Consider the following 19,004-nt stretch of genomic DNA (forward strand, 5'->3'; position numbering starts at 1 on the left):
ACCAAATCACAGACAAAGTTGAGGGGACATGGCTGCAGTCCATCAGTTGCAGGGGGTCGGAGCTGCCTCTGCTGCACTACTTGAAAAGTTGAATCTCTTCACTACAGATGATCTGCTGTTTCATCTGCCACGAGACTATGAAGATCGTAGCACGATCATACCGATGAACCAATTAACGGTTGGGCGTAGCTACCTACTCGAAGGAACGATTCAAGGCGTGGACTTTCCGCCGGGTAAACGTAAATCGATGGCGATTGGACTGCAAGATGACTTTGGCAAAGTGACTTTGCGCTTTTACCATATTTATAAAGGCTTAACGGACCGTGCAAAGATCGGTAATCGTCTACGCATTTTTGGTGAAGTCCGTGTGGGTGCGCGTGGCTTGGAAATGTATCATCCCGAAATTCAACTTATTACAGAACATACGCCGCTTCCACAAACCCAACTGACTGCGATTTACCCCAGCACAGAAGGTCTGACTCAGCCTAAATTTCGTGAATACATCAAACAGGCTTTAGCCAAGCACAGTGATGATTTACCTGAACTGCTACCTACAAAATTTACCAATGGCTATGCACTTAAACAGGCGTTGGATTACATCCATCACCCTCCTGTAGATGCCAATATGCTGCAACTGAGCCAAGGCTCACACCCTGCCCAACAACGACTGATTTTTGAAGAGTTGGTTGCGCATCAGGTCAGTTTATTAAGCCGTCGTGCCTATATCCAACAGATTGAAGCCCCACGTATTTCTGCCAGTCGTCAGTTTGCCAAACAACTGCTCAGCAGCCTACCTTTTGAAATGACCAATGCACAAAAGCGTGTCTCCAAAGAAATAGTACAAGACTTAAAACTCAATAAACCAATGTTACGTTTGGTTCAAGGCGATGTCGGCGCAGGCAAAACCTTGGTCGCAGGAGTCGCAGCCTGTCATGCCTTAGAAGAAGGTTGGCAAGTGGCACTGATGGCACCGACTGAAATTTTGGCGGAACAACACTATCTCAATTTTAAAAAATGGTTTGAGCCTTTGGGACTCAGTGTATCTTGGCTTTCAGGAAAACAAAAAGGCAAAGCCCGTGCCGCAGCCGAACAAGCGATTGTCGATGGCACAGCGCATCTGGTGGTGGGTACACACGCCCTGTTTCAAGACAATGTCCGCTTTGCCAAACTTGGATTAGTAATTATTGATGAGCAGCACCGCTTCGGGGTCGATCAGCGCTTAGCCCTACGCAATAAAGGCGCGCAGAATATGACCCCACATCAATTGGTGATGACAGCAACCCCTATCCCACGGACTTTAGCCATGTCCGCCTATGGAGACTTAGACACGTCCGTAATCGATGAACTTCCACCCGGACGAACGCCAATTCAAACCGTGACTATTCCACTCGACCGCCGAGAAGAAGTCCTACAACGTATTGCCAGCAACTGTCTAGAAGGTAAACAAGCTTACTGGGTCTGCACCTTGGTTGAAGAGTCTGAAACCTTAGATGCTCAAGCTGCTGAAGCGACCTATTTAGAAATTAAAGAACGCTTCCCAGAGCTCAACATTGGCCTTGTACATGGCAAAATGAAAGCCGACGAAAAACAAGCAGTGATGCAACAGTTTAAAGCCAATGAATTACAGCTCTTGATTGCGACCACAGTGATTGAAGTGGGAGTCGATGTACCAAATGCCTCGATCATGGTGATTGAAAATGCGGAACGTTTAGGACTATCTCAATTACACCAATTACGTGGCCGTGTTGGTAGAGGCGCCAAGGCCAGCTTTTGCGCCCTGCTATATAAAAGCCCGCTGTCTCAAAATGGACAAGAACGCCTACGCATCATGCGTGAAACCAATGATGGCTTTTTAATTGCCGAAAAAGATTTGGAAATTCGCGGTCCCGGTGAATTGCTCGGTACCAAACAAACGGGTGATATGGGCTTTCGCGTAGCCAAACTGGAGCGTGATGATCATTTGCTCAATCAAGCACATTTTGTCGCAGCGCAGATTTTAAAGGACTATCCTAAAAACGCTGAAGCCTTACTGAAACGCTGGCTGCCTGAAGCACCACGCTATGCCTATGTTTAGTCATTTACTGCACACCGCCAAACAGTTGCTACACAAAGCACAGCCTTGTCAGTTGTGTGGCATTGTACGAGCAGATCTGCATTCGGTCTGTCTGGACTGCTGGCAACAACTCCCACTGCATCCACAGACCGTTGAAAAACAAGAACTGAGTATTCATGTCGCAGGACAGTATCAATATCCTTTAGATCACCTTATTCAGCAGTTCAAATATGAACAACAAGTGCATTGGCAACCTCTACTGTCAGGCATTATTCAGCAAATTCGCTTACCTAAAGTACAAGCAATTGTTCCGATGCCGATTTCGACTCAGCGTTTAGCAGAACGTGGCTATAACCAATCAATGATCCTCGCCAAAGACTTAGCCAAGCAGTTCAATGTTCCCATTTGGCAGCCTGTGATACGACTGCATCAACATTCGCAAAAAGGACTCAGTCGACTGGAACGCTTAGATCAAATTCATCAACAGTTTAAAATCGATCCACAGCAACGTCAGTACGCAAAACTCTATCGGCGTGTTTTGATTTTAGATGATGTCGTGACCACAGGCAGCTCGATTCAGGCACTGACTTTACAGCTTGAACAATTGGGTTGTCATAAAGTCAGCGCCGCGTGTATTGCCTATGCACTAAAATAATTAGACTACGTCAATCAGCAAATGTTCACGTACCCATGGCATGACCACTTCGGTGGTTAGCGGTGCAAGTGCAGTCTGCTGATCATTCAAACTGACCCATTTCATTTCTGCAATTTCAGCCGCAATTTGTGGCGCTTGCTGAAGCTGAACATGGTAAACATAGCTCACCAATTTAAAATCAGGTTCATTGGCGGTGGCTGTTTCAAAACGACCAACAAACTGTTCAATCGTCGCAGCACTTCCAATTTCCTCCCGAATCTCACGCAGCATGGTTTGCTCAGGTTCTTCATTGGGCTCAAGCTTGCCGCCAACTTGCATAAAACACGCGGTGTTCTGCTTACGCACCAATAAAAGCTGCTGCTGTTCATTCACAATAATAGCAGCAGCGACCGTAATCACCTTCATGCTTTGACATCCAACAACTCAGGATCAACCATGCCCCACTTCGGTTCAGGCGCTTGGAACTGATCCATCTGCTTTAAAATGGCTTTCACCGAATCCGATACAATCAGGCTGTCGGTAAAACGCGCATGGGTAAAGCCTTTGTTGGTGGTCATCTTCAGAAATTTAAGTAAATCATCATAAAAGCCATTTACATTTAAAAAGGCATTCGGCTTAAGGTGAATGCCGAGCTGAGCCCACGTCCATTGTTCAAAGATTTCTTCTAAAGTCCCTGCACCGCCTGGCATTGCAATAAATCCATCCGACAAGGCTGACATTTTCAGTTTACGCTCTTGCATGTCTTTGACAACATGTAACTCAGTCAAGCCTTGATGCGCCAACTCACGATCCACCAACACATGTGGAATCACGCCAATCACTTGACCGCCTGCCTCTAAAGCACTGTCTGCCACAATACCCATTAAGCCTGAACGACCACCACCATAGACCAAGGTTTTGCCTTGTTCTGCAATGGTGTGTCCAACCTGACGTGCTGTTTCGGAAAAGATTTGATCTGAACCTAATGCGGAACCACAAAAGATCGCAATTGAATTTGTCATTTTTTACTCTGATATTTAATTGTCATGCAACTTCACTAAAATGAATGGATATTTTTTAGCAATTTAACCATTCGATCAGTGTTTTTATTGCAATCCTTGTCTAAAATACACCCATCCACTTCAACCATTACTGCGCAAAGGAGAAAGACGGCATGCTTGAAGCCTTTTACGCCACAGAGCGCGGTAGCTTAGAAGACATCACCATTAATGGCGATTTCGATCTTCAGCCCGATTTGGTCTGGCTTGACCTCATTGCTCCCTCCCAAGAAGAACAACAGTGGATTTTAGATGCATATGAACAAAATTTACCTACGCTAAAATCACTCGAAGACATTTCATCTTCAGCTCGATTCTACCGTGATGACGACGGTATTTTGCATATCAGTACGTATTTTTTAACGAAAAATAAAAACTATCAAGTCGATGGTGAGCCTGAAGAAAGCAGCGGTGCCCTTGCCACGGTACAAACTGTCGCTTTCATTTTACATAAAGAACGTCTCTTTACCCTTCGCGGGGAAAAACTGGTAGCGTTCCGTGCCTTTCGTGCGCGTGCGCGCCGCAATGACTACGAAATCGACTATAAAGATCCAACGTGGATCTTACTCGGTTTACTCGAGGCGAAGCTGGACGAGCTTGCGGATATCTTAGAAGATATCCACAAGGACTTGGAAAAGTATTCCACAGAAGTGCTGAATAACCGTCACCGCGAGATGATTCTCGACTTAGATGACATGATTACCCGTCTGGCACACTTGGAAGATATGCTTGGAAAAGCACAGTTGTGTTTGATTGACTTACGCCGTGTACTGACCTTTTTATCACGCCCGCGTGCTTTAGGCAGTCATATTTATGATGCAGACATTCGAGAGCTCAGTGAAGACGTTCGCTCACTGGTTGAGCATGATGCCTTCTTGTTCCAAAAAGTACGATTCTTACTGGACACCACCTCAGGCTTCATTAACACCGAGCAGAATGACACGATTCGTCGCTTCTCTATCTTACCCAGTATGCTCGCTCCACCAATGCTGATTGCCAGTATTTACGGCATGAACACCGATGTGTTGCCTTTTGCCAAAGGCGGCACCAGTTTTATTGTGGTGAGCCTGATCTTAATGGCGTTCCTGATTGGTCCGCTCATTTACTTCCGCTGGAAGAAATGGATTTAAGTAAAGCTTAAAACACTTATTTTCCTCATAAATTTAAGAAACGCAACATATAAAAAAAGCACCTTAAGGTGCTTTTTTTATTTAAGGGATTAACTTTAAGTCATCCTGTAAATGACAGGCTTGAATCACTTTCATCATTTTTTCAGGTACAGCTTTAAAATGTAAACTATGTGCATCGGGTGTTTGACGCAACCAACGCACCAATACTGCCAGTGCTAGTGTACTACCATGCTCAAGCTGGGCCAGATTCACCACCACAGGATAAGACTGTGACTGAATCACCTTCAGACCTTGTTGATAGTAGCTTTCAGCATTGTCATATGTAATCTGACCTGAAAGCTGCATTTCCTGATTGCTAAAGTTAATCACCTTTCACCTACTTATTTTTTCTTTTCAACCGCTGCTTCTGCATCAGGTTGGAAGTTTGCAATCGCTTTATCTAGGTCGCCGCCATTACGTTTAACCGTTGCCGCGAACTGATTACGGAACTGTAAACCAAGGTCGATACCCGACACATTGATATTACGGATTTTCCATTGGTTGCCTTTATCCGCCAACTGGAAAGACACTGGGATTTTTTCGCCTTTGTTATTAAAGTCGATCGTCACCACAGGGTTTTTGCTATTGGTTTCTTTATACGGACGGATGGTATATGTCTGATTGCTGAACTTCGCAAATGCAGTACCGTAGTTTTCAATCAGTGTTTCACGGAAATTATTTTCAAACTTCGCGCGTTGTGCAGCTGTACTGTACTGATTGGTTGCATAAGTCCCCATCACAATACGAGAGAACGCTTGTGAATCCACATACGGGTCTAAGTTTTGACGAACAATCGTTTTCACAGCAGCTGGGTTGTTTTGTAGCTTAGCATGATCCGCTTTTAAACGCGCAATCAAGCCATCTGCCACTTTTTTAACAAAAGCAGGTGGTGCTTCACTTGGTGCTGCAAAAGCAGTACCTGCAAACATTGTAGTTAAAATGCTAGCTGTCAGTGTTTGTTTCAATAAAGTATTCACTACAATTGGTCCTCTTCAAATCATTCAACAAATGACACATTGGCATCTGCTGTTTCAGCGGTTTCAGGTTGCTCAGTTGTTGCTGAAGCATCTTTCGATTTACCTGCACCACCCGTAATAAATTTAGTAATTAAGTCTTCTAGGTCCATTGTGCCTTGGGTATTGCCAATGCTTTCACCACGTTTCACATAGTTCAAACCGCCCCCTGGAACAATTTTCAAGTATTTCTCACCTAACAGACCATTGGTTGCCACCATAATATAAGCATCTTCATCAATGCTGGTGATGGACTTCATGTTCGCAATAAGTTGCTTTTCCATTTCTTTTTGTTGCGCAGCATCCGCAGCGGTATAGTCGCTACTGTAACGAAGCTCTTCAAGTGCATTCTTTTCAACTTCTTTGAGTTGTGCTGCATTAAAGGTCGTTAATTTACCATCCAAAGAAAAAGAAACCGTCGCTAAACGTGTCACAGGGTCTAAGCTAATTTGATCAACTTGACCAATTTTTACCCCACTCATCGTCACTTTCGCACGTGGTTTTAAACCATTTACGTTATCGAAGGTTGCACTCATTTCATAGCGATCACTGAGATTTGATCCCACCAAGCCACTCACTCGCATCGCAATAAAAAACAAAGCGATACCGAATAAAATGACAAATATGCCGACTGCCAGCTCACTTGCACGTGATTTCATTAAACACCTCCAAACATGACCGCAGTCAACACAAAATCAAAACCTAAAACACAGAGCGATGAATACACCACAGTGCGTGTGGTTGATGTCGCAATACCTTCAGATGTCGGTTCACAGGCATAGCCTTGATACACCGCAATCCATGTACAAATTAAAGCAAAAACAAAACTTTTAATGATGGTGCCATTCAGGACATCTTTATAGAACTCTACGCTACTTTGAATGCCACTCCAGTAAGAGCCTTCATCTGCACCCAAGAAGTCTACACCCACCATTTTACCGCCCATAATCCCCACCGCAGCGAAGATGACAGACAACATCGGCAAACTAAAAATACCGGCCCAAAGTCGCGGTGAAATTACACGTTTAAGTGGATCAACACCGATCATTTCCATACTGGACAGCTGCTCTGTGGCTTTCATTAAGCCAATCTCAGCCGTCAATGCAGAGCCCGCACGACCTGCAAACAGCAATGCTGCAACCACAGGTGCTAACTCACGAAGTAAGGTCAAAGCAACCGCTGTACCTAGCATCGCTTCACTACCAAAGGTCACCAAGATGCTATACATCTGTAACCCGAGTACCGCACCAATAAATAGCCCTGACACCACAATAATGAGCAGTGATAACACCCCAACACGGTACATTTGATAAACAAATAACCGAACACCTAAAGCAGTGGGCATCGAAAATAAAATTTGTAATAACATCAGGCTAGCAACACCAATGCCGCGAACCCGTTCAATCACGCGTCGACCCAAGAGTGCTATCGCATTCATGCTTGCACCTCAGTATTTAGATATGCCTTATGGCTAAATTGATAATCGACAGGCCCTTCAACTGCACCTGTTAAAAACTGTTTAACAAACGGAGAGGCATTCGCCTGTAACTGTTCAGGCGTGCCTTCACCTTGCACCTTACCTTCAGCAACAACATAGATATAGTCTGCGATCGATAAGGTTTCAGCCACGTCATGTGAGACAATAATTGTCGTTAAATCAAGAGCTTCTCGCAATGATCGAATCAGACGTGTCAGTACACCTTTCACAATTGGATCTTGTCCTGCAAATGGCTCATCGTACATGATCAGCTCAGGATCGAGTGCAATTGCACGTGCCAAAGCCACACGGCGGTTCATCCCGCCTGAGAGCTCAGAAGGCATCATCTGTTCTGCACCACGTAAGCCGACAGACTCTAGTTTTAAAGATATAATTTCTGACAGTAAATGCTCAGGCAGCTTGGTATGTGCTCTTATCGGAAAGGCCACATTTTCATACACCGACATATCGGTAAACAATGCGCCACTTTGAAAAAGCATGCCCATACGCGCACGCGCAGCGAATAACTCTTTGCGTGACATTTTCGCAATATTTTGCCCATCAAAAAGCACTTCACCTTGGTCGGGAGTCAATTGACCGCCAATTAAACGTAGTAAAGTGGTTTTACCTGTACCTGATGGGCCCATAATGCCCGTAATTTGACCCTGTCGAATTTTTAAATTGACCTGATCATAAATGACACGTTCCCCTCGCTTAAAGCTCAGGTCTTTGACCTCAATGAGGGCTTGAGCAGTCAGAGGCGCTTGATTATTCATAGCTGTGCGTTTTCCTGCATTTTTTCAGCATGCATACTATAAAGGATTAAAAAACGATATGTTAGCGTATTCCGTGTCTAATTTTGTGCACGAATTGATTTCAGTTGGTTGTATTTATATTTATTTGAACTGCGAAAACAAGCTACATAAGATGAATTGCTTCATCCATAACGACTATAGACAAAGAAAAGAATGTTGCAAATCAGCAAAAAGAGTCCGAGATAATGTGCCATATTGACCTCTTTCATGTCAGAGAGTGTGGCGATTGATTCAACCTCATTATTGTGCATCATTATTATCAATACAATTAAAATATGACTCAGTATACATTTTAATTTATTTTTTTACAGCCGTAGACAAAAAAAAACCAGTGTTTCCACTGGTTTTTTTATTCATTCAGACTTAGTCGTTAAACTTACGACGTGGGCGGTCAAAACCACCTTCAGTACGTGGACGATCTGAATTAAATTCACGCTTCGGACGGTCTTCACCACCAAAAGTACGCTTAGGACGGTCTTCACCACCGAAAGTACGTTTAGGACGGTCTTCACCAAAAGAACGTTGTGGACGGTCGCCAAAACCACCTTCACGACGTGGCGCTGGACGATCACCAAAATCACGTTTTGGACGGTCACCAAAAGAACCTTCACGACGTGGTTTGTAATCTACACGGTTACCGCGGTTGTCATCATTCGAGTCAAAACGTGGCTTATCGTTGAAACCGCCTTCGCGACGTGGACGATCAGAGTTGAATTCACGCTTTGGACGATCATCAAAAGAACGTTGCGGACGATCACCGAAACCACCTTCACGACGTGGCGCTGGACGATCACCAAAATCACGTTTTGGACGGTCATCAAAAGAACGTTGTGGACGATCACCGAAACCGCCTTCACGACGTGGACGATCTTCACCACCAAATGATGGACGATCACCACGAGGTTTGTCATCGTAGCTACGACGTGGACGGTCATCACCACCTTCACGACGTTTAAAGTTAGACTCACCTTCGAAACGAGCACGACCGCCGCCATCGCGACCACCGAAACCACCGCGACCACGACCGCCGCCATCACGACCACGACCACGACCGCCGCCATCACGACTACCGCGTGCAGGAGGTGGAGATGGCTCAAGGCCTTCAATTTCAGATACATTCAAACGCGCATCTAAGAAATCTTCTAAAGCACGGATTTTACCGCGTTCACGGTAAGTTGCTAAAGTGATTGCTTTACCAGTACGACCCGCACGACCTGTACGACCAATACGGTGTACATAGTCTTCGTTCTTCATTGGAAGACCGAAGTTGATTACGTGTGAAATGGTTGGTACGTCAAGACCACGTGCAGCAACGTCGGTTGCAACTAAAATTTTTGCACGACCTTCACGGATGCTACGTAAACGACGGTTACGCACAGTTTGTGGCATAGCACCATGAAGTGCTACAACTGATAAACCTGCTTCAGCAAGTTCTTCAGCCAACATATCGGTGTCTTCTTGAGTAGAAGCAAATACAACAGCTTGATCTAAGTCTTCAGCACTTAACCAATGCGTTAGTAATTTTTTCTTGTGCTCAAAGCCATCAGTCCAGTGTAAAGTCTGAGTGATGTCAGTATTCGTAGAGTGACCAGTTTCGATTGCAATACGTTGTGGATCATTCATCATGCGTTCAGCAAGTGTAATGATACGACCAGCAAATGTTGCAGAGAACATTAAAGTCTGTTTACGGTTTGCAGCAAGATCGCTAATTGCTTCTAAGTCTTCAGAGAAACCTAGGTCAAGCATACGGTCTGCCTCGTCAACAATAAGCGCATCAACTTGGTCTAATTTAATTTGACGACGGTTTACAAGGTCAAGTAAACGACCTGGTGTTGCAACAACAACTTGCGCACCTTTTAACTGTTGGATTTGCTTACCAAACGGCATACCACCCATGATCGCTGCAATACGCGCACCTTTCATGTGACGGACAAACCCAATCGCGTCTTGGCTTACTTGCTGCGCCAACTCACGAGTTGGGCAAAGAACCAAGATATTCGGTTGTGTAATTGCTTTCATACGTTCTTTGAACGGAACGAAAGTCTCTTGGGCTGCAAGTGCGTTTAACGTTGGAAGTAAGAACGCTGCAGTTTTACCTGAACCCGTTTGGCTAGATACTAAAAGGTCTTTACCTTCCAAAGCTGCAGGAATCGATTGTTCCTGTACAGGCGTAGGAGAAGTAAAACCTAAGCTTTGTAAAGCTTGTTGTAACGATTCATGTAAAGGAAAATCAGCAAAAGTTTTGCTCATAGAGTATTTCACCCGAAAAATGGGTGCTCCATTAAATATATGGTCTGATGGACATCGGCAAAAAGCGGCACAGCAATAATCGCTGAAAATATAGAATCAGCGGCGATCCGAGAACGACGATGCGTATAACGCACATTTGATTACAGCCGCAACCTGAAGGAATCGCTTAAGCGATTGGGTGGGGCGCGAAATAATGTCCTCTCTTTGGACCGGACGCGCATACACAATGATAGAAGAGAATGTTCAGGTAATGAACGAAATTTAGTGCGTGGGCGGAGTATAGCAGGATATTTTTAAAAGTCACCTCTTTTCGTGAAATTGATACAATATTTTCCTCAAAGATTGAATAAATACAGGTTTTCACTTTAATTTTTTTGACCATCTAGAAAAATGTTGAATAGCATTCTTTGCTCTTTCCTCAACTTGACTCGTATGAGCTGCAATTCATTGCGCGAACGCTTATTCTAGTACTATCACGATGCAGCAAGGTAACACAGGTCTGTAATGCTGCCTTAAAGAGCAAACTTAATAGGTGCTGTTGGTTGATTCTAAGCTGCTTTATTTATAGCGTAATCTTGATTAAACGCTGATCAGAATCTGATACTGCCCATGATTTGTCATCTAATAGTGGTTAAAGCCATAAAGTAAATCCCCACAAAGGCCTTTATTTTTTCATCCATATCAAAGAAAAGCCCTCTTCTGAGGGCTTTTCCAATGTCTTAAAACACAATCTGCATGCTATTACTTAGCCGCTTCACCCCAAGCAGGGACAACTGCTTTCATCAGAGGTTTCAACATTTTCATAGAACATGCCAGTACTTGGCCATTTTCCATAGATTCGCTACCACCACGTGCATCCACCACTGTACCGCCCGCTTCTTTCACGATTAACTCACCAGCTGCGATATCCCAAGGCTTTAAACCGAGTTCGAAATACGCATCAAAACGACCTGCTGCAACATACGCCAAATCTAATGCTGCTGAACCTGTGCGACGATATTGCGCGCCAGCTTCAGTCACATTTAACAATGAATCAAAATGATTTTTTGCATAAGAAATCACTTCACCATTACGTTTTGCACGGTAAGCATGACCCACAGACATGAATGTATTTTCAAGACTGTCTTTCACGTTTACGCGAATACGGCGTTGGTTCATCATGGCACCACGACCACGACTTGCAGAGAACAACTCATCTTTCACAGGGTCATAAATCACGCCGTGTTGAGTAATGCCTTTATGTTGAACTGCAATAGAGATACAGAAGTGAGGAACACCGTTAATGAAGTTTAGCGTGCCATCAAGTGGGTCGATGATCCAACACCAATCTGCGTCGTGACCTTTACCTTCTTGAAAACCAAACTCTTCACCAAGGAAGCTGTGATTTTTATAGCTTTTACGTAGGGTATCGATAGCCAATTGTTCCAAATAACGGTCTACACGCGTTACAGGACCATCAATTCCTTTTTCTTCGACTTGTAGATCGAGCTTATGACGATTTTGATGCGCTTTTAAAAGCTCTTGACCGACTAATTGAGCCGCACGCGCAGCCATCACCACCATAGGTTCCATTGAACACCCACTACAATTTGAAGATATTGATAAAGAATAATGCATAAAAGCCCGCGCATCTTATCAAAGATCGGGGCTTTTAGGGAAAAAATGTTTCTAAAATTTAAAAACGGTGCTTAAACCATATGTACAAGTTTTGACCATGCTTGGCGCACCGAGCTTTCAATGCCTTCTGCATCTAGTCCCGCCTGATGCAACATTTGCGCATGCGTGGCTTGATGCATGAAGGTATCCGCTAAACCAAGATTTAACATTGGTTTAACGATTTGGGCCTGTGCCAAATATTCATTGACTGCGCTGCCCGCACCCGCCATCACCGCATGTTCTTCAACCGTAACAAATAAAGCCGTTGATGGCGCTAAAGTCGCTATCACCTTTTCATCAAGCGGTTTAACAAAGCGCATATTCACCACACGAACCGCTAAATCTTGTTCAGCTAATTTCTGTGCTGCCTCTACTGCGGCCTGAACACGACTACCAAAAGCGAGAATGCTAATAACGTCATCTTGGGCATCATTAAAGCTCGCTACAACTTCAGCCTGACCAATTTCCATCGGGGTCATCTGTTGTTGAATTTCAACACCCAAACCATTGCCACGCGGGTAACGCACTGCGGCAGGACCATTGTATAAATAAGCCGTATGCAACATTTGACGACATTCATTTTCGTCTTTAGGCGCCATAATCACCAAATTCGGTACGGTGCGCATAAAGGCATAGTCATAGGCCCCAGCATGAGTCGGCCCATCTTCACCCACTAAACCTGCACGGTCGATACCAAAGGTAACATCCAGATTTTGCAGGGCCACATCATGAATCAATTGATCATAACCGCGTTGCAAGAAAGTCGAGTAAATGGCCACCACAGGTTTTAAGCCTTCACATGCCATACCCGCCGCCAAAGTTACAGCATGCTGTTCTGCAATCGCGACATCAAAAAAGCGCTGTGGATACTGTTTGGCAAAACCCACCATCCCTGAGCCTTCGCACATGGCAGGGGTAATCGCCAGTAAACGCTCATCTTGTGCCGCTTCATCACATAACCATTGACCAAAGACATCTGAATATTTGGGCGCTGTTTGTGGCGCAGACTTGGCATTTATTTTTGCAATCGCGTGATATTTGATTTGGTCAGCTTCAGCAGGGGCGAAGCCTTTGCCTTTTTTGGTATAGACATGGATCAAACGTGGACCTTTACGTTTTTTCAATGCGGTAAAGACTTGTGTCAGTTGTTCGACATCGTGCCCATCGAAAGGCCCAAAGTAATCAAAACCAATCGCTTTAAATACGTTGTCAGCCGCATCTGTCGCTGCGCTATGTAAACGTGAGTTATAAGTCCATTCAGGATGTGGCTGTACATAAGCTTCGCCATCATCTGAAATATTAATGGACTGCCCACTTTCCCAAATCGAAGCCAGATGTTTTGCAAAACCACCAGTACTACATGAAATCGACATATCATTGTCATTCAACACCACCATCAAGTCCGCATCATGCGCAACTGCATCGTTCATGGCTTCAAAGGCCATACCCGCTGTCATCGCCCCATCACCAATGATCGCGACCACTTCACATGGATTGTTTTGATAACGACGCGCCAGCGCCATACCTAGGCCTGCTGAAATCGCAGTCGAAGAATGTCCGACTCCAAAGGTATCAAACACCGATTCATCACGCGCAGGAAAGGCAGCCAAACCATCTTTGGCACGAATCGTGGTGAGCTGTTCACGACGCCCAGTCAAAGCTTTATGCGGATAGGCTTGATGACCGACATCCCAAATTAAGCGGTCATTCGGCGTGTTAAAGCAATAATGTAATGCCACGGTGAGCTCGACTACACCGAGGTTTGCACCAAAGTGTCCCCCACTTTGTCCTGCGGCATACAGAATAAATTGACGTAGCTCGTCTGCCACTTGTGCTAATTGACTTTGCTCAAGCGAGCGAAGTTGTTGAGGATGATCAATCGTATCCAACAACGGTGTTACAGGGCGATGAGCTGGTATTTCTGTATACAACATAATATGGCAAAGCCTTCTAAAGCCTGGCAAATCTAGCTAGGTCAAATGGGTAATTCGATCATATCGTCGAATGCTATCACCTTCAATCAGCCATATTTCTAGCGATGCAGTTTTGAGCAGTGCTCTCACTGGGTGTTCGTTTAGTGCAGGTGATTATCCTGAATAATCTTACTATTTATCAACTATTATCGTTCGCTTTATACAAAAAAGAAAATCTTCTGCATAAATTCGTGGATGCAATTCTACCAATGTCGATGCATTACGCTATACTTTAGCCAATTTCTGAACTATTTACAGGTTTAGCTGTGCCTATTGAATTTGTTGCTACATCCCGTTTACCGACTGCTTTTGGTGAATTTAACATCACCGTATTTCAAGATCCTAAGACCGGTGAAGAACATGTTGCACTCTCAAAAGGTTTGGATCAGCCGATCACAGAACCCGTTTTAGTCCGTGTTCATTCTGAATGTCTCACGGGCGATGCCTTTGCGTCACTGAAGTGTGACTGTGGTCCACAATTGCAAGCCACACAAAAACTGATCAATGAAGCTGGGCAAGGCGTGATTCTGTATTTGCGCCAAGAAGGTCGTGGCATTGGGCTGACCAATAAAATTCGTGCTTATGCGCTACAAGATCAAGGGCATGACACAGTCGATGCCAACCTAATGCTCAACCTCCCTGCCGATGCACGTCGTTATGACATGGTCAGCATTATGTTAGATCATTTAAATATTCAACAAGTCCGTTTGATTACTAACAATCCGTTAAAGATTGCAGCACTGCAAGAGCAAGGGATCAATGTGGTGGATCGTGTACCATTGACGGTCGGTTTAAATCCTTTCAATGAAGAATATTTAAAAACCAAACATGAACGCATGGCACACTTGTACAAGAAAGATGATTTTTAAAATTTAATCATTTGCTCTAAGCCTACTTGAAAAAGCCGGTTTAGAGCACTTCAATCAAATTAGATGGTCATGGAGAAAATACGACTCTCAGGTCGACGGCGTTTTAAATGCAAATCGAACGCCATACAAATGTTGCGTACAAAAGCTTTGCCCTGCTCAGTTACTCGTAAGCTCTGTGGCTTAATCACTAATAAACCATCGTCCCGCATTTCTTCCAGTTGTCCCAAGACCTCAGCCAATTCAGGAAACTGCATACTTGGATCTGCCCACGACGTTTGAAAGCTACACATCAAATTTAAAATGTGACGACGAATCATCAAATCTTCGGCACTTAAAATATGCCCGCGATAGACGGGAATTTCATTGTTTTCCAGTCGCACATAATAATCTTCGAGTTTTTTTTCATTTTGCGCAAAGCTATACCAACTGTCGCTGATGGATGAAATACCTAAACCAATCATCACTTGGGTTTTCGATGCGGTGTAGCCCATAAAATTGCGATGCAGAGTGCCTGCCTGAAATGATTGGTACATTGCATCACTTTCTAAAGCAAAATGATCCATACCAATTTCATGATACCCCTGCGCAAGCAGCTTCTTTTTCCCTTCTTCATAACACTGGCGTTTTATTTCATCTTTCGGCACATCATGGTCTTTAAACCCACGTTGCCCGTTGCCTTTGATCCAAGGCACATGCGCATAACTATAAAAAGCCAAACGGTCTGGGCGTAAACGATTGGTTTGATCAATAGTGTTGAGTACATCATCCAAGTTTTGAAAAGGCAAACCAAAGACCAAATCATGTGAAATTGAGCTATAGCCTATTTCACGTGCCCACTGTGTCACTTGCTCGACATGTTCAAAAGGCTGTATCCGATGAATGGCTTTTTGTACGGTTTCATTATAATCCTGTACCCCATAACTAACACGGCGAAAGCCCAAGTCATACAAGGCTTGCAAATGCTCCCGTGTGGTGTTGTTCGGATGCCCTTCAAAGCTAAACTCATACTGCTCGGCAATCTCTGCTTGCGCGAGGATACCTTCAATCAACTGAGTCAAATGCGCTGGAGAAAAGAAAGTGGGCGTTCCGCCACCCAAATGAATTTCTTTAATGCGCGGCTTTTCTTCAAGCAAGTCACAATAAAGAGACCACTCTTTTAAAACCGCCTGAATATAAGGCTGCTCTATCTCATGTTTTTTGGTCACCCGTTTGTGGCAGCCACAAAAAGTACAGAGACTTTCGCAAAAAGGCAGATGAATATACAGACTTATGCCTTCAGTCGAATTCGATTCAGCAAACGATGTTTTCAGCGTCTGTTTCCATTGATCTAAGGAAAACTGCGCCTCTTCCCAATACGGCACCGTTGGGTAACTGGTATAACGTGGACCAGGAACATTGTATTTTTGAATCAATGAATCGCTCATATTTACCATCAGCTATTCCGCATTCAGAAGATGCAGCCTATTCTGCATCGCTAAACTCGGGTCTGTACTGTGGTTATTCTGCTGAGCTTAGAATTAGAATTCAACCTAGCAAATTGGTCAGGTTATTTTGCACATAGCAGCATTTCATTTTTAACTTGCTTCACAACAGCGAATGTTGCGGTAGGACTCTTCGGAAAATATTCTTAATCTTTTTGCTGTTTTATGTTTTGATGTAGGCAGTTTTCATCTTTTCCCATGAGGCTTTTCATGCAGCATCCAACGTCTGCGGATATCCAACGCGTTCGCGAATTTCTCCTCGACTTACAGGCTCGTATTTGTGCCGCACTTGAACAACAAGAGTGTGCTGGTGGCGGGACTGCGCAGTTTGAAATAGATGATTGGGAGCGTCCTGAAGGTGGTGGGGGTCGTTCACGCGTACTGCAAAATGGTACGGTGATTGAAAAAGGTGGAGTGATGTTCTCACACATCAACATTTCTAAACTCCCCGCTTCAGCGACTGAACGCCATCCGCAAATTGCAGGTGCCAAAGCGCAAGCCATGGGTGTGTCCTTGGTGATCCATCCGAAAAATCCAAATGTCCCAACTTCACATGCCAATGTGCGCTTATTCGTGGCTGAAAAAGAAGGTCAAGATCCAATTTGGTGGTTTGGGGGAGGCTTCGATCTCACTCCATTTTATCCCAACGATGAAGATGTGCTGTCATGGCATCAGACAGCACATGACTTATGTGCGCCCTTTGGCGCTGAAGTCTATGCCGAACATAAACAATGGTGTGATGACTACTTCTATTTGAAACACCGTGACGAACAACGTGGTGTCGGTGGATTGTTCTTTGATGATCTCAATCAATGGGACTTTGAAACCTGTTTCCAATATATCCAAGCCGTGGGCAATGGCTACCTAGAAGCTATTCTTCCGATCTTCCAGCGTAACCAAGACAAGCCATTTAGCGAGGCGCAACGCGACTTTCAAATCTATCGTCGTGGTCGTTATGTCGAATATAACTTGGTTTATGACCGCGGTACGCTCTTTGGTTTACAAACAGGTGGCCGGATTGAATCGATTTTAGTGAGCTTGCCGAATTTGGCTGGTTGGTCATATCGACCTGAATGGGAGGCCGATTCCGCTGAGAAAAAACTGACCGCCTTTTACCTCAAACCGCAAGATTGGCTCAACCTACTAAAATAGACACACAGACTTACAATTCTAAATTCCCCACACATGCCCTTTTCACTAGGATTAGGGCAGCTTATCCATTAAATTTTATATATTTCCCGATCAATTCCCCGTAGAATAGCTACTACACAAAGCGTCATTTCTTTGCATTTATTAAAGCATTGTCACAGGTTTAACACAGTAATTGGGTTCTTTTGAGTTCATTGAAGTCGTAAGCTAAATCAAGTCATTTGCAATATTTCATTTTAATGACATCAATATTTAGTATCCTCCTTTGTGTTCTATGAGGCCCCAAACATGTTCGCAAAAAGAGTTAGCTCGACCACCATGGTTCTTTTCTGCTTTGCTATTGTGTTGCTAAGCTCGATCAGTACCACAATTTTTTCTGAAAGTGCGTTTAATGACAATGCATCCATCAGCATCACCGTATTTGCAGGTATCGGCTTAACCCTGACTGCAGCAAAATTATTGTTTGATGCGATTCACAGCATCTGTAATCCATAATTTAACTATTTTTTCTATTTATAAACACCATTGAACGCTTTAGCCTGCATGTAATTTGCCGTATATTGAAGGCATTTCTCACATGGACTTGGTGCGATGAGCAAACAATTCGCTGTCATTGGCAACCCAATTGAGCAGTCTCGCTCACCTGAACTTCACCATGCGTTTGCACAAAAAATGGGGCTCGACCTCAACTACAGTAAACGTCTTGCACCACTGGATGGCTTCCTCGCCAACATCCAAGAATTTTTCTCACAAGGTGGCATGGGTCTAAACGTCACGGTCCCGTTTAAAGAACAAGCCTTTGCAGCCTGCGCAGTCCTCACTGAACGCGCTAAAATCGCAAAAGCAGTCAATACGCTGTGGATGGTTGATGGTCAATTACATGGTGACAACACCGATGGACAAGGCTTAGTCGATGCCATTCGTGCGTTGGACTGGAACTTAGACCAGACAGATGCACTGATCATCGGTGCAGGTGGTGCAACTCGTGGCGTCATTTATCCACTGGTCCAAGCAGGGGTGAAAAAAATTGTGATTGCCAATCGTACCCTTGCCCGTGCTGAGCAACTGGTTGCTGACTTAAAAACAGCTGTACCGCAAGCCGAATTGCAAGCCATCGGCTTAGATGCGCTCGAAGGTCAGTTTGACTTGGTGATTAACGCAACCTCTGCCAGCCTAAGCGGTGATGCCCTCGTTCTGCCAGAAACACTCCAGTTTCAACATGCCTATGAAATGGCCTATGGCAAACCCTCAACCTTTTTAGATCAAGCCAAAGCTCGCGGCGTACCTACCTCAGAAGGCTACGGCATGCTGGTTGGTCAGGCGATTGAATCTTTTTCAATTTGGAATAGCGTCAAACCCAACCTGAAAGATTTTTTATAAGCACAAATAAAAAAGAACCTCCGCAGA

Annotated in this window: 18 protein-coding genes; 7 read left to right on the forward strand and 11 right to left on the reverse strand. The window is 44.4% G+C overall.

The window, feature by feature from the left end; genetic code table 11:
• The first annotated feature begins 28 nt into the window (after window positions 1–28).
• The gene (recG, locus tag KVY11_RS07210; RefSeq protein ID WP_218288540.1) at window positions 29–2,074 is read left to right on the forward strand and encodes an ATP-dependent DNA helicase RecG; all 2,046 of its coding nucleotides are present in this window, start codon (window positions 29–31) and stop codon (window positions 2,072–2,074) included.
• Entirely contained in the window at window positions 2,061–2,708 is a 648-nt protein-coding gene (locus tag KVY11_RS07215) for a ComF family protein (protein WP_218288541.1), read from the forward strand. Before recG ends, KVY11_RS07215 begins: the two co-directional genes overlap by 14 nt.
• Here the strand turns inward: KVY11_RS07215 and KVY11_RS07220 are convergent, their stop codons facing one another.
• Window positions 2,709–3,113 (reverse strand): NUDIX domain-containing protein, encoded by a 405-nt coding sequence (locus KVY11_RS07220; RefSeq protein ID WP_218288542.1) that lies wholly within the window; start codon window positions 3,111–3,113, stop codon window positions 2,709–2,711.
• Window positions 3,110–3,709: a TIGR00730 family Rossman fold protein gene (locus KVY11_RS07225; RefSeq protein WP_094148658.1), complete on the reverse strand. Its 600-nt coding sequence runs from the start codon at window positions 3,707–3,709 to the stop codon at window positions 3,110–3,112. Before KVY11_RS07225 ends, KVY11_RS07220 begins: the two co-directional genes overlap by 4 nt.
• Before the next feature lie 152 nt (window positions 3,710–3,861).
• Between KVY11_RS07225 and KVY11_RS07230 the strand changes: the two genes are divergently transcribed.
• Window positions 3,862–4,875: a CorA family divalent cation transporter gene (locus KVY11_RS07230; protein WP_004691361.1), complete on the forward strand. Its 1,014-nt coding sequence runs from the start codon at window positions 3,862–3,864 to the stop codon at window positions 4,873–4,875.
• Between the two features lie 81 nt (window positions 4,876–4,956).
• Here KVY11_RS07230 and KVY11_RS07235 read toward each other — a convergent pair whose 3' ends face one another.
• The 8 genes from KVY11_RS07235 to dxs form a co-directional block, all read right to left on the reverse strand.
• Window positions 4,957–5,244 carry a lipid asymmetry maintenance protein MlaB gene (locus tag KVY11_RS07235; RefSeq protein ID WP_004691363.1) on the reverse strand — a complete coding sequence of 96 codons (288 nt, stop codon included), beginning with the start codon at window positions 5,242–5,244 and terminating at the stop codon, window positions 4,957–4,959.
• Window positions 5,245–5,255: 11 nt separating this feature from the next.
• Window positions 5,256–5,891 carry a phospholipid-binding protein MlaC gene (locus KVY11_RS07240; RefSeq protein WP_004691364.1) on the reverse strand — a complete coding sequence of 212 codons (636 nt, stop codon included), beginning with the start codon at window positions 5,889–5,891 and terminating at the stop codon, window positions 5,256–5,258.
• A 20-nt stretch (window positions 5,892–5,911) separates the two neighbouring features.
• On the reverse strand, window positions 5,912–6,586 hold the full coding sequence (locus KVY11_RS07245; RefSeq protein WP_004691366.1) for an outer membrane lipid asymmetry maintenance protein MlaD: 675 nt from the start codon (window positions 6,584–6,586) through the stop codon (window positions 5,912–5,914).
• Window positions 6,586–7,365: a lipid asymmetry maintenance ABC transporter permease subunit MlaE gene (gene mlaE / locus KVY11_RS07250; protein WP_004691368.1), complete on the reverse strand. Its 780-nt coding sequence runs from the start codon at window positions 7,363–7,365 to the stop codon at window positions 6,586–6,588. Before mlaE ends, KVY11_RS07245 begins: the two co-directional genes overlap by 1 nt.
• Window positions 7,362–8,180 (reverse strand): ABC transporter ATP-binding protein, encoded by an 819-nt coding sequence (locus KVY11_RS07255; protein WP_004691369.1) that lies wholly within the window; start codon window positions 8,178–8,180, stop codon window positions 7,362–7,364. Before KVY11_RS07255 ends, mlaE begins: the two co-directional genes overlap by 4 nt.
• A 402-nt stretch (window positions 8,181–8,582) precedes the next feature.
• Window positions 8,583–10,469 (reverse strand): DEAD/DEAH box helicase, encoded by a 1,887-nt coding sequence (locus KVY11_RS07260; RefSeq protein ID WP_218288543.1) that lies wholly within the window; start codon window positions 10,467–10,469, stop codon window positions 8,583–8,585.
• A gap of 741 nt (window positions 10,470–11,210) precedes the next feature.
• Window positions 11,211–12,041: an inositol monophosphatase family protein gene (locus KVY11_RS07265; RefSeq protein ID WP_004691373.1), complete on the reverse strand. Its 831-nt coding sequence runs from the start codon at window positions 12,039–12,041 to the stop codon at window positions 11,211–11,213.
• Between the two features lie 116 nt (window positions 12,042–12,157).
• Complete coding sequence (gene dxs, locus KVY11_RS07270) at window positions 12,158–14,059, reverse strand: 1-deoxy-D-xylulose-5-phosphate synthase (RefSeq protein ID WP_218288544.1); 1,902 nt, start codon at window positions 14,057–14,059, stop codon at window positions 12,158–12,160.
• Window positions 14,060–14,364: 305 nt separating this feature from the next.
• Here dxs and ribA point away from each other — a divergent pair, with 305 nt between their 5' ends.
• Entirely contained in the window at window positions 14,365–14,967 is a 603-nt protein-coding gene (gene ribA / locus KVY11_RS07275; protein WP_058870370.1) for a GTP cyclohydrolase II, read from the forward strand.
• Between the two features lie 59 nt (window positions 14,968–15,026).
• On the opposite strand, the gene hemN is transcribed toward ribA, so the two are convergent.
• Window positions 15,027–16,391 (reverse strand): oxygen-independent coproporphyrinogen III oxidase, encoded by a 1,365-nt coding sequence (gene hemN / locus KVY11_RS07280; protein WP_371315982.1) that lies wholly within the window; start codon window positions 16,389–16,391, stop codon window positions 15,027–15,029.
• Window positions 16,392–16,658: 267 nt separating this feature from the next.
• Between hemN and hemF the strand changes: the two genes are divergently transcribed.
• The 3 genes from hemF to aroE all read left to right on the forward strand — a co-directional run bounded on the left by hemF (window position 16,659) and on the right by aroE (window position 18,977).
• Window positions 16,659–17,600: an oxygen-dependent coproporphyrinogen oxidase gene (hemF, locus tag KVY11_RS07285; protein WP_218288546.1), complete on the forward strand. Its 942-nt coding sequence runs from the start codon at window positions 16,659–16,661 to the stop codon at window positions 17,598–17,600.
• Window positions 17,601–17,885: 285 nt separating this feature from the next.
• Window positions 17,886–18,092, forward strand: a complete 207-nt coding sequence (locus KVY11_RS07290; protein WP_010327619.1) for a hypothetical protein — start codon at window positions 17,886–17,888, stop codon at window positions 18,090–18,092.
• 96 nt (window positions 18,093–18,188) lie between these two features.
• Window positions 18,189–18,977 carry a shikimate dehydrogenase gene (gene aroE / locus KVY11_RS07295; RefSeq protein ID WP_218288547.1) on the forward strand — a complete coding sequence of 263 codons (789 nt, stop codon included), beginning with the start codon at window positions 18,189–18,191 and terminating at the stop codon, window positions 18,975–18,977.
• The last annotated feature ends 27 nt before the right edge of the window (window positions 18,978–19,004 follow it).

This window comes from Acinetobacter sp. CWB-G5 (genome assembly GCF_019209785.1).
GTDB classification, from domain to species: Bacteria; Pseudomonadota; Gammaproteobacteria; order Pseudomonadales; family Moraxellaceae; genus Acinetobacter; species Acinetobacter johnsonii.

Coding starts and splice junctions, on each gene's coding strand:
- KVY11_RS07265 (WP_004691373.1), bottom strand. CDS start 12,041: ATGGAACCTATGGTGGTGATGGCTGCGCGTGCGGCTCAATTAGTCGGT.
- KVY11_RS07225 (WP_094148658.1), bottom strand. CDS start 3,709: ATGACAAATTCAATTGCGATCTTTTGTGGTTCCGCATTAGGTTCAGAT.
- recG (WP_218288540.1), top strand. CDS start 29: ATGGCTGCAGTCCATCAGTTGCAGGGGGTCGGAGCTGCCTCTGCTGCA.
- aroE (WP_218288547.1), top strand. CDS start 18,189: ATGAGCAAACAATTCGCTGTCATTGGCAACCCAATTGAGCAGTCTCGC.
- mlaE (WP_004691368.1), bottom strand. CDS start 7,365: ATGAATGCGATAGCACTCTTGGGTCGACGCGTGATTGAACGGGTTCGC.
- KVY11_RS07245 (WP_004691366.1), bottom strand. CDS start 6,586: ATGAAATCACGTGCAAGTGAGCTGGCAGTCGGCATATTTGTCATTTTA.
- KVY11_RS07220 (WP_218288542.1), bottom strand. CDS start 3,113: ATGAAGGTGATTACGGTCGCTGCTGCTATTATTGTGAATGAACAGCAG.
- dxs (WP_218288544.1), bottom strand. CDS start 14,059: ATGTTGTATACAGAAATACCAGCTCATCGCCCTGTAACACCGTTGTTG.
- KVY11_RS07215 (WP_218288541.1), top strand. CDS start 2,061: ATGCCTATGTTTAGTCATTTACTGCACACCGCCAAACAGTTGCTACAC.
- KVY11_RS07230 (WP_004691361.1), top strand. CDS start 3,862: ATGCTTGAAGCCTTTTACGCCACAGAGCGCGGTAGCTTAGAAGACATC.
- hemN (WP_371315982.1), bottom strand. CDS start 16,391: ATGAGCGATTCATTGATTCAAAAATACAATGTTCCTGGTCCACGTTAT.
- hemF (WP_218288546.1), top strand. CDS start 16,659: ATGCAGCATCCAACGTCTGCGGATATCCAACGCGTTCGCGAATTTCTC.
- KVY11_RS07290 (WP_010327619.1), top strand. CDS start 17,886: ATGTTCGCAAAAAGAGTTAGCTCGACCACCATGGTTCTTTTCTGCTTT.
- KVY11_RS07260 (WP_218288543.1), bottom strand. CDS start 10,469: ATGAGCAAAACTTTTGCTGATTTTCCTTTACATGAATCGTTACAACAA.
- KVY11_RS07255 (WP_004691369.1), bottom strand. CDS start 8,180: ATGAATAATCAAGCGCCTCTGACTGCTCAAGCCCTCATTGAGGTCAAA.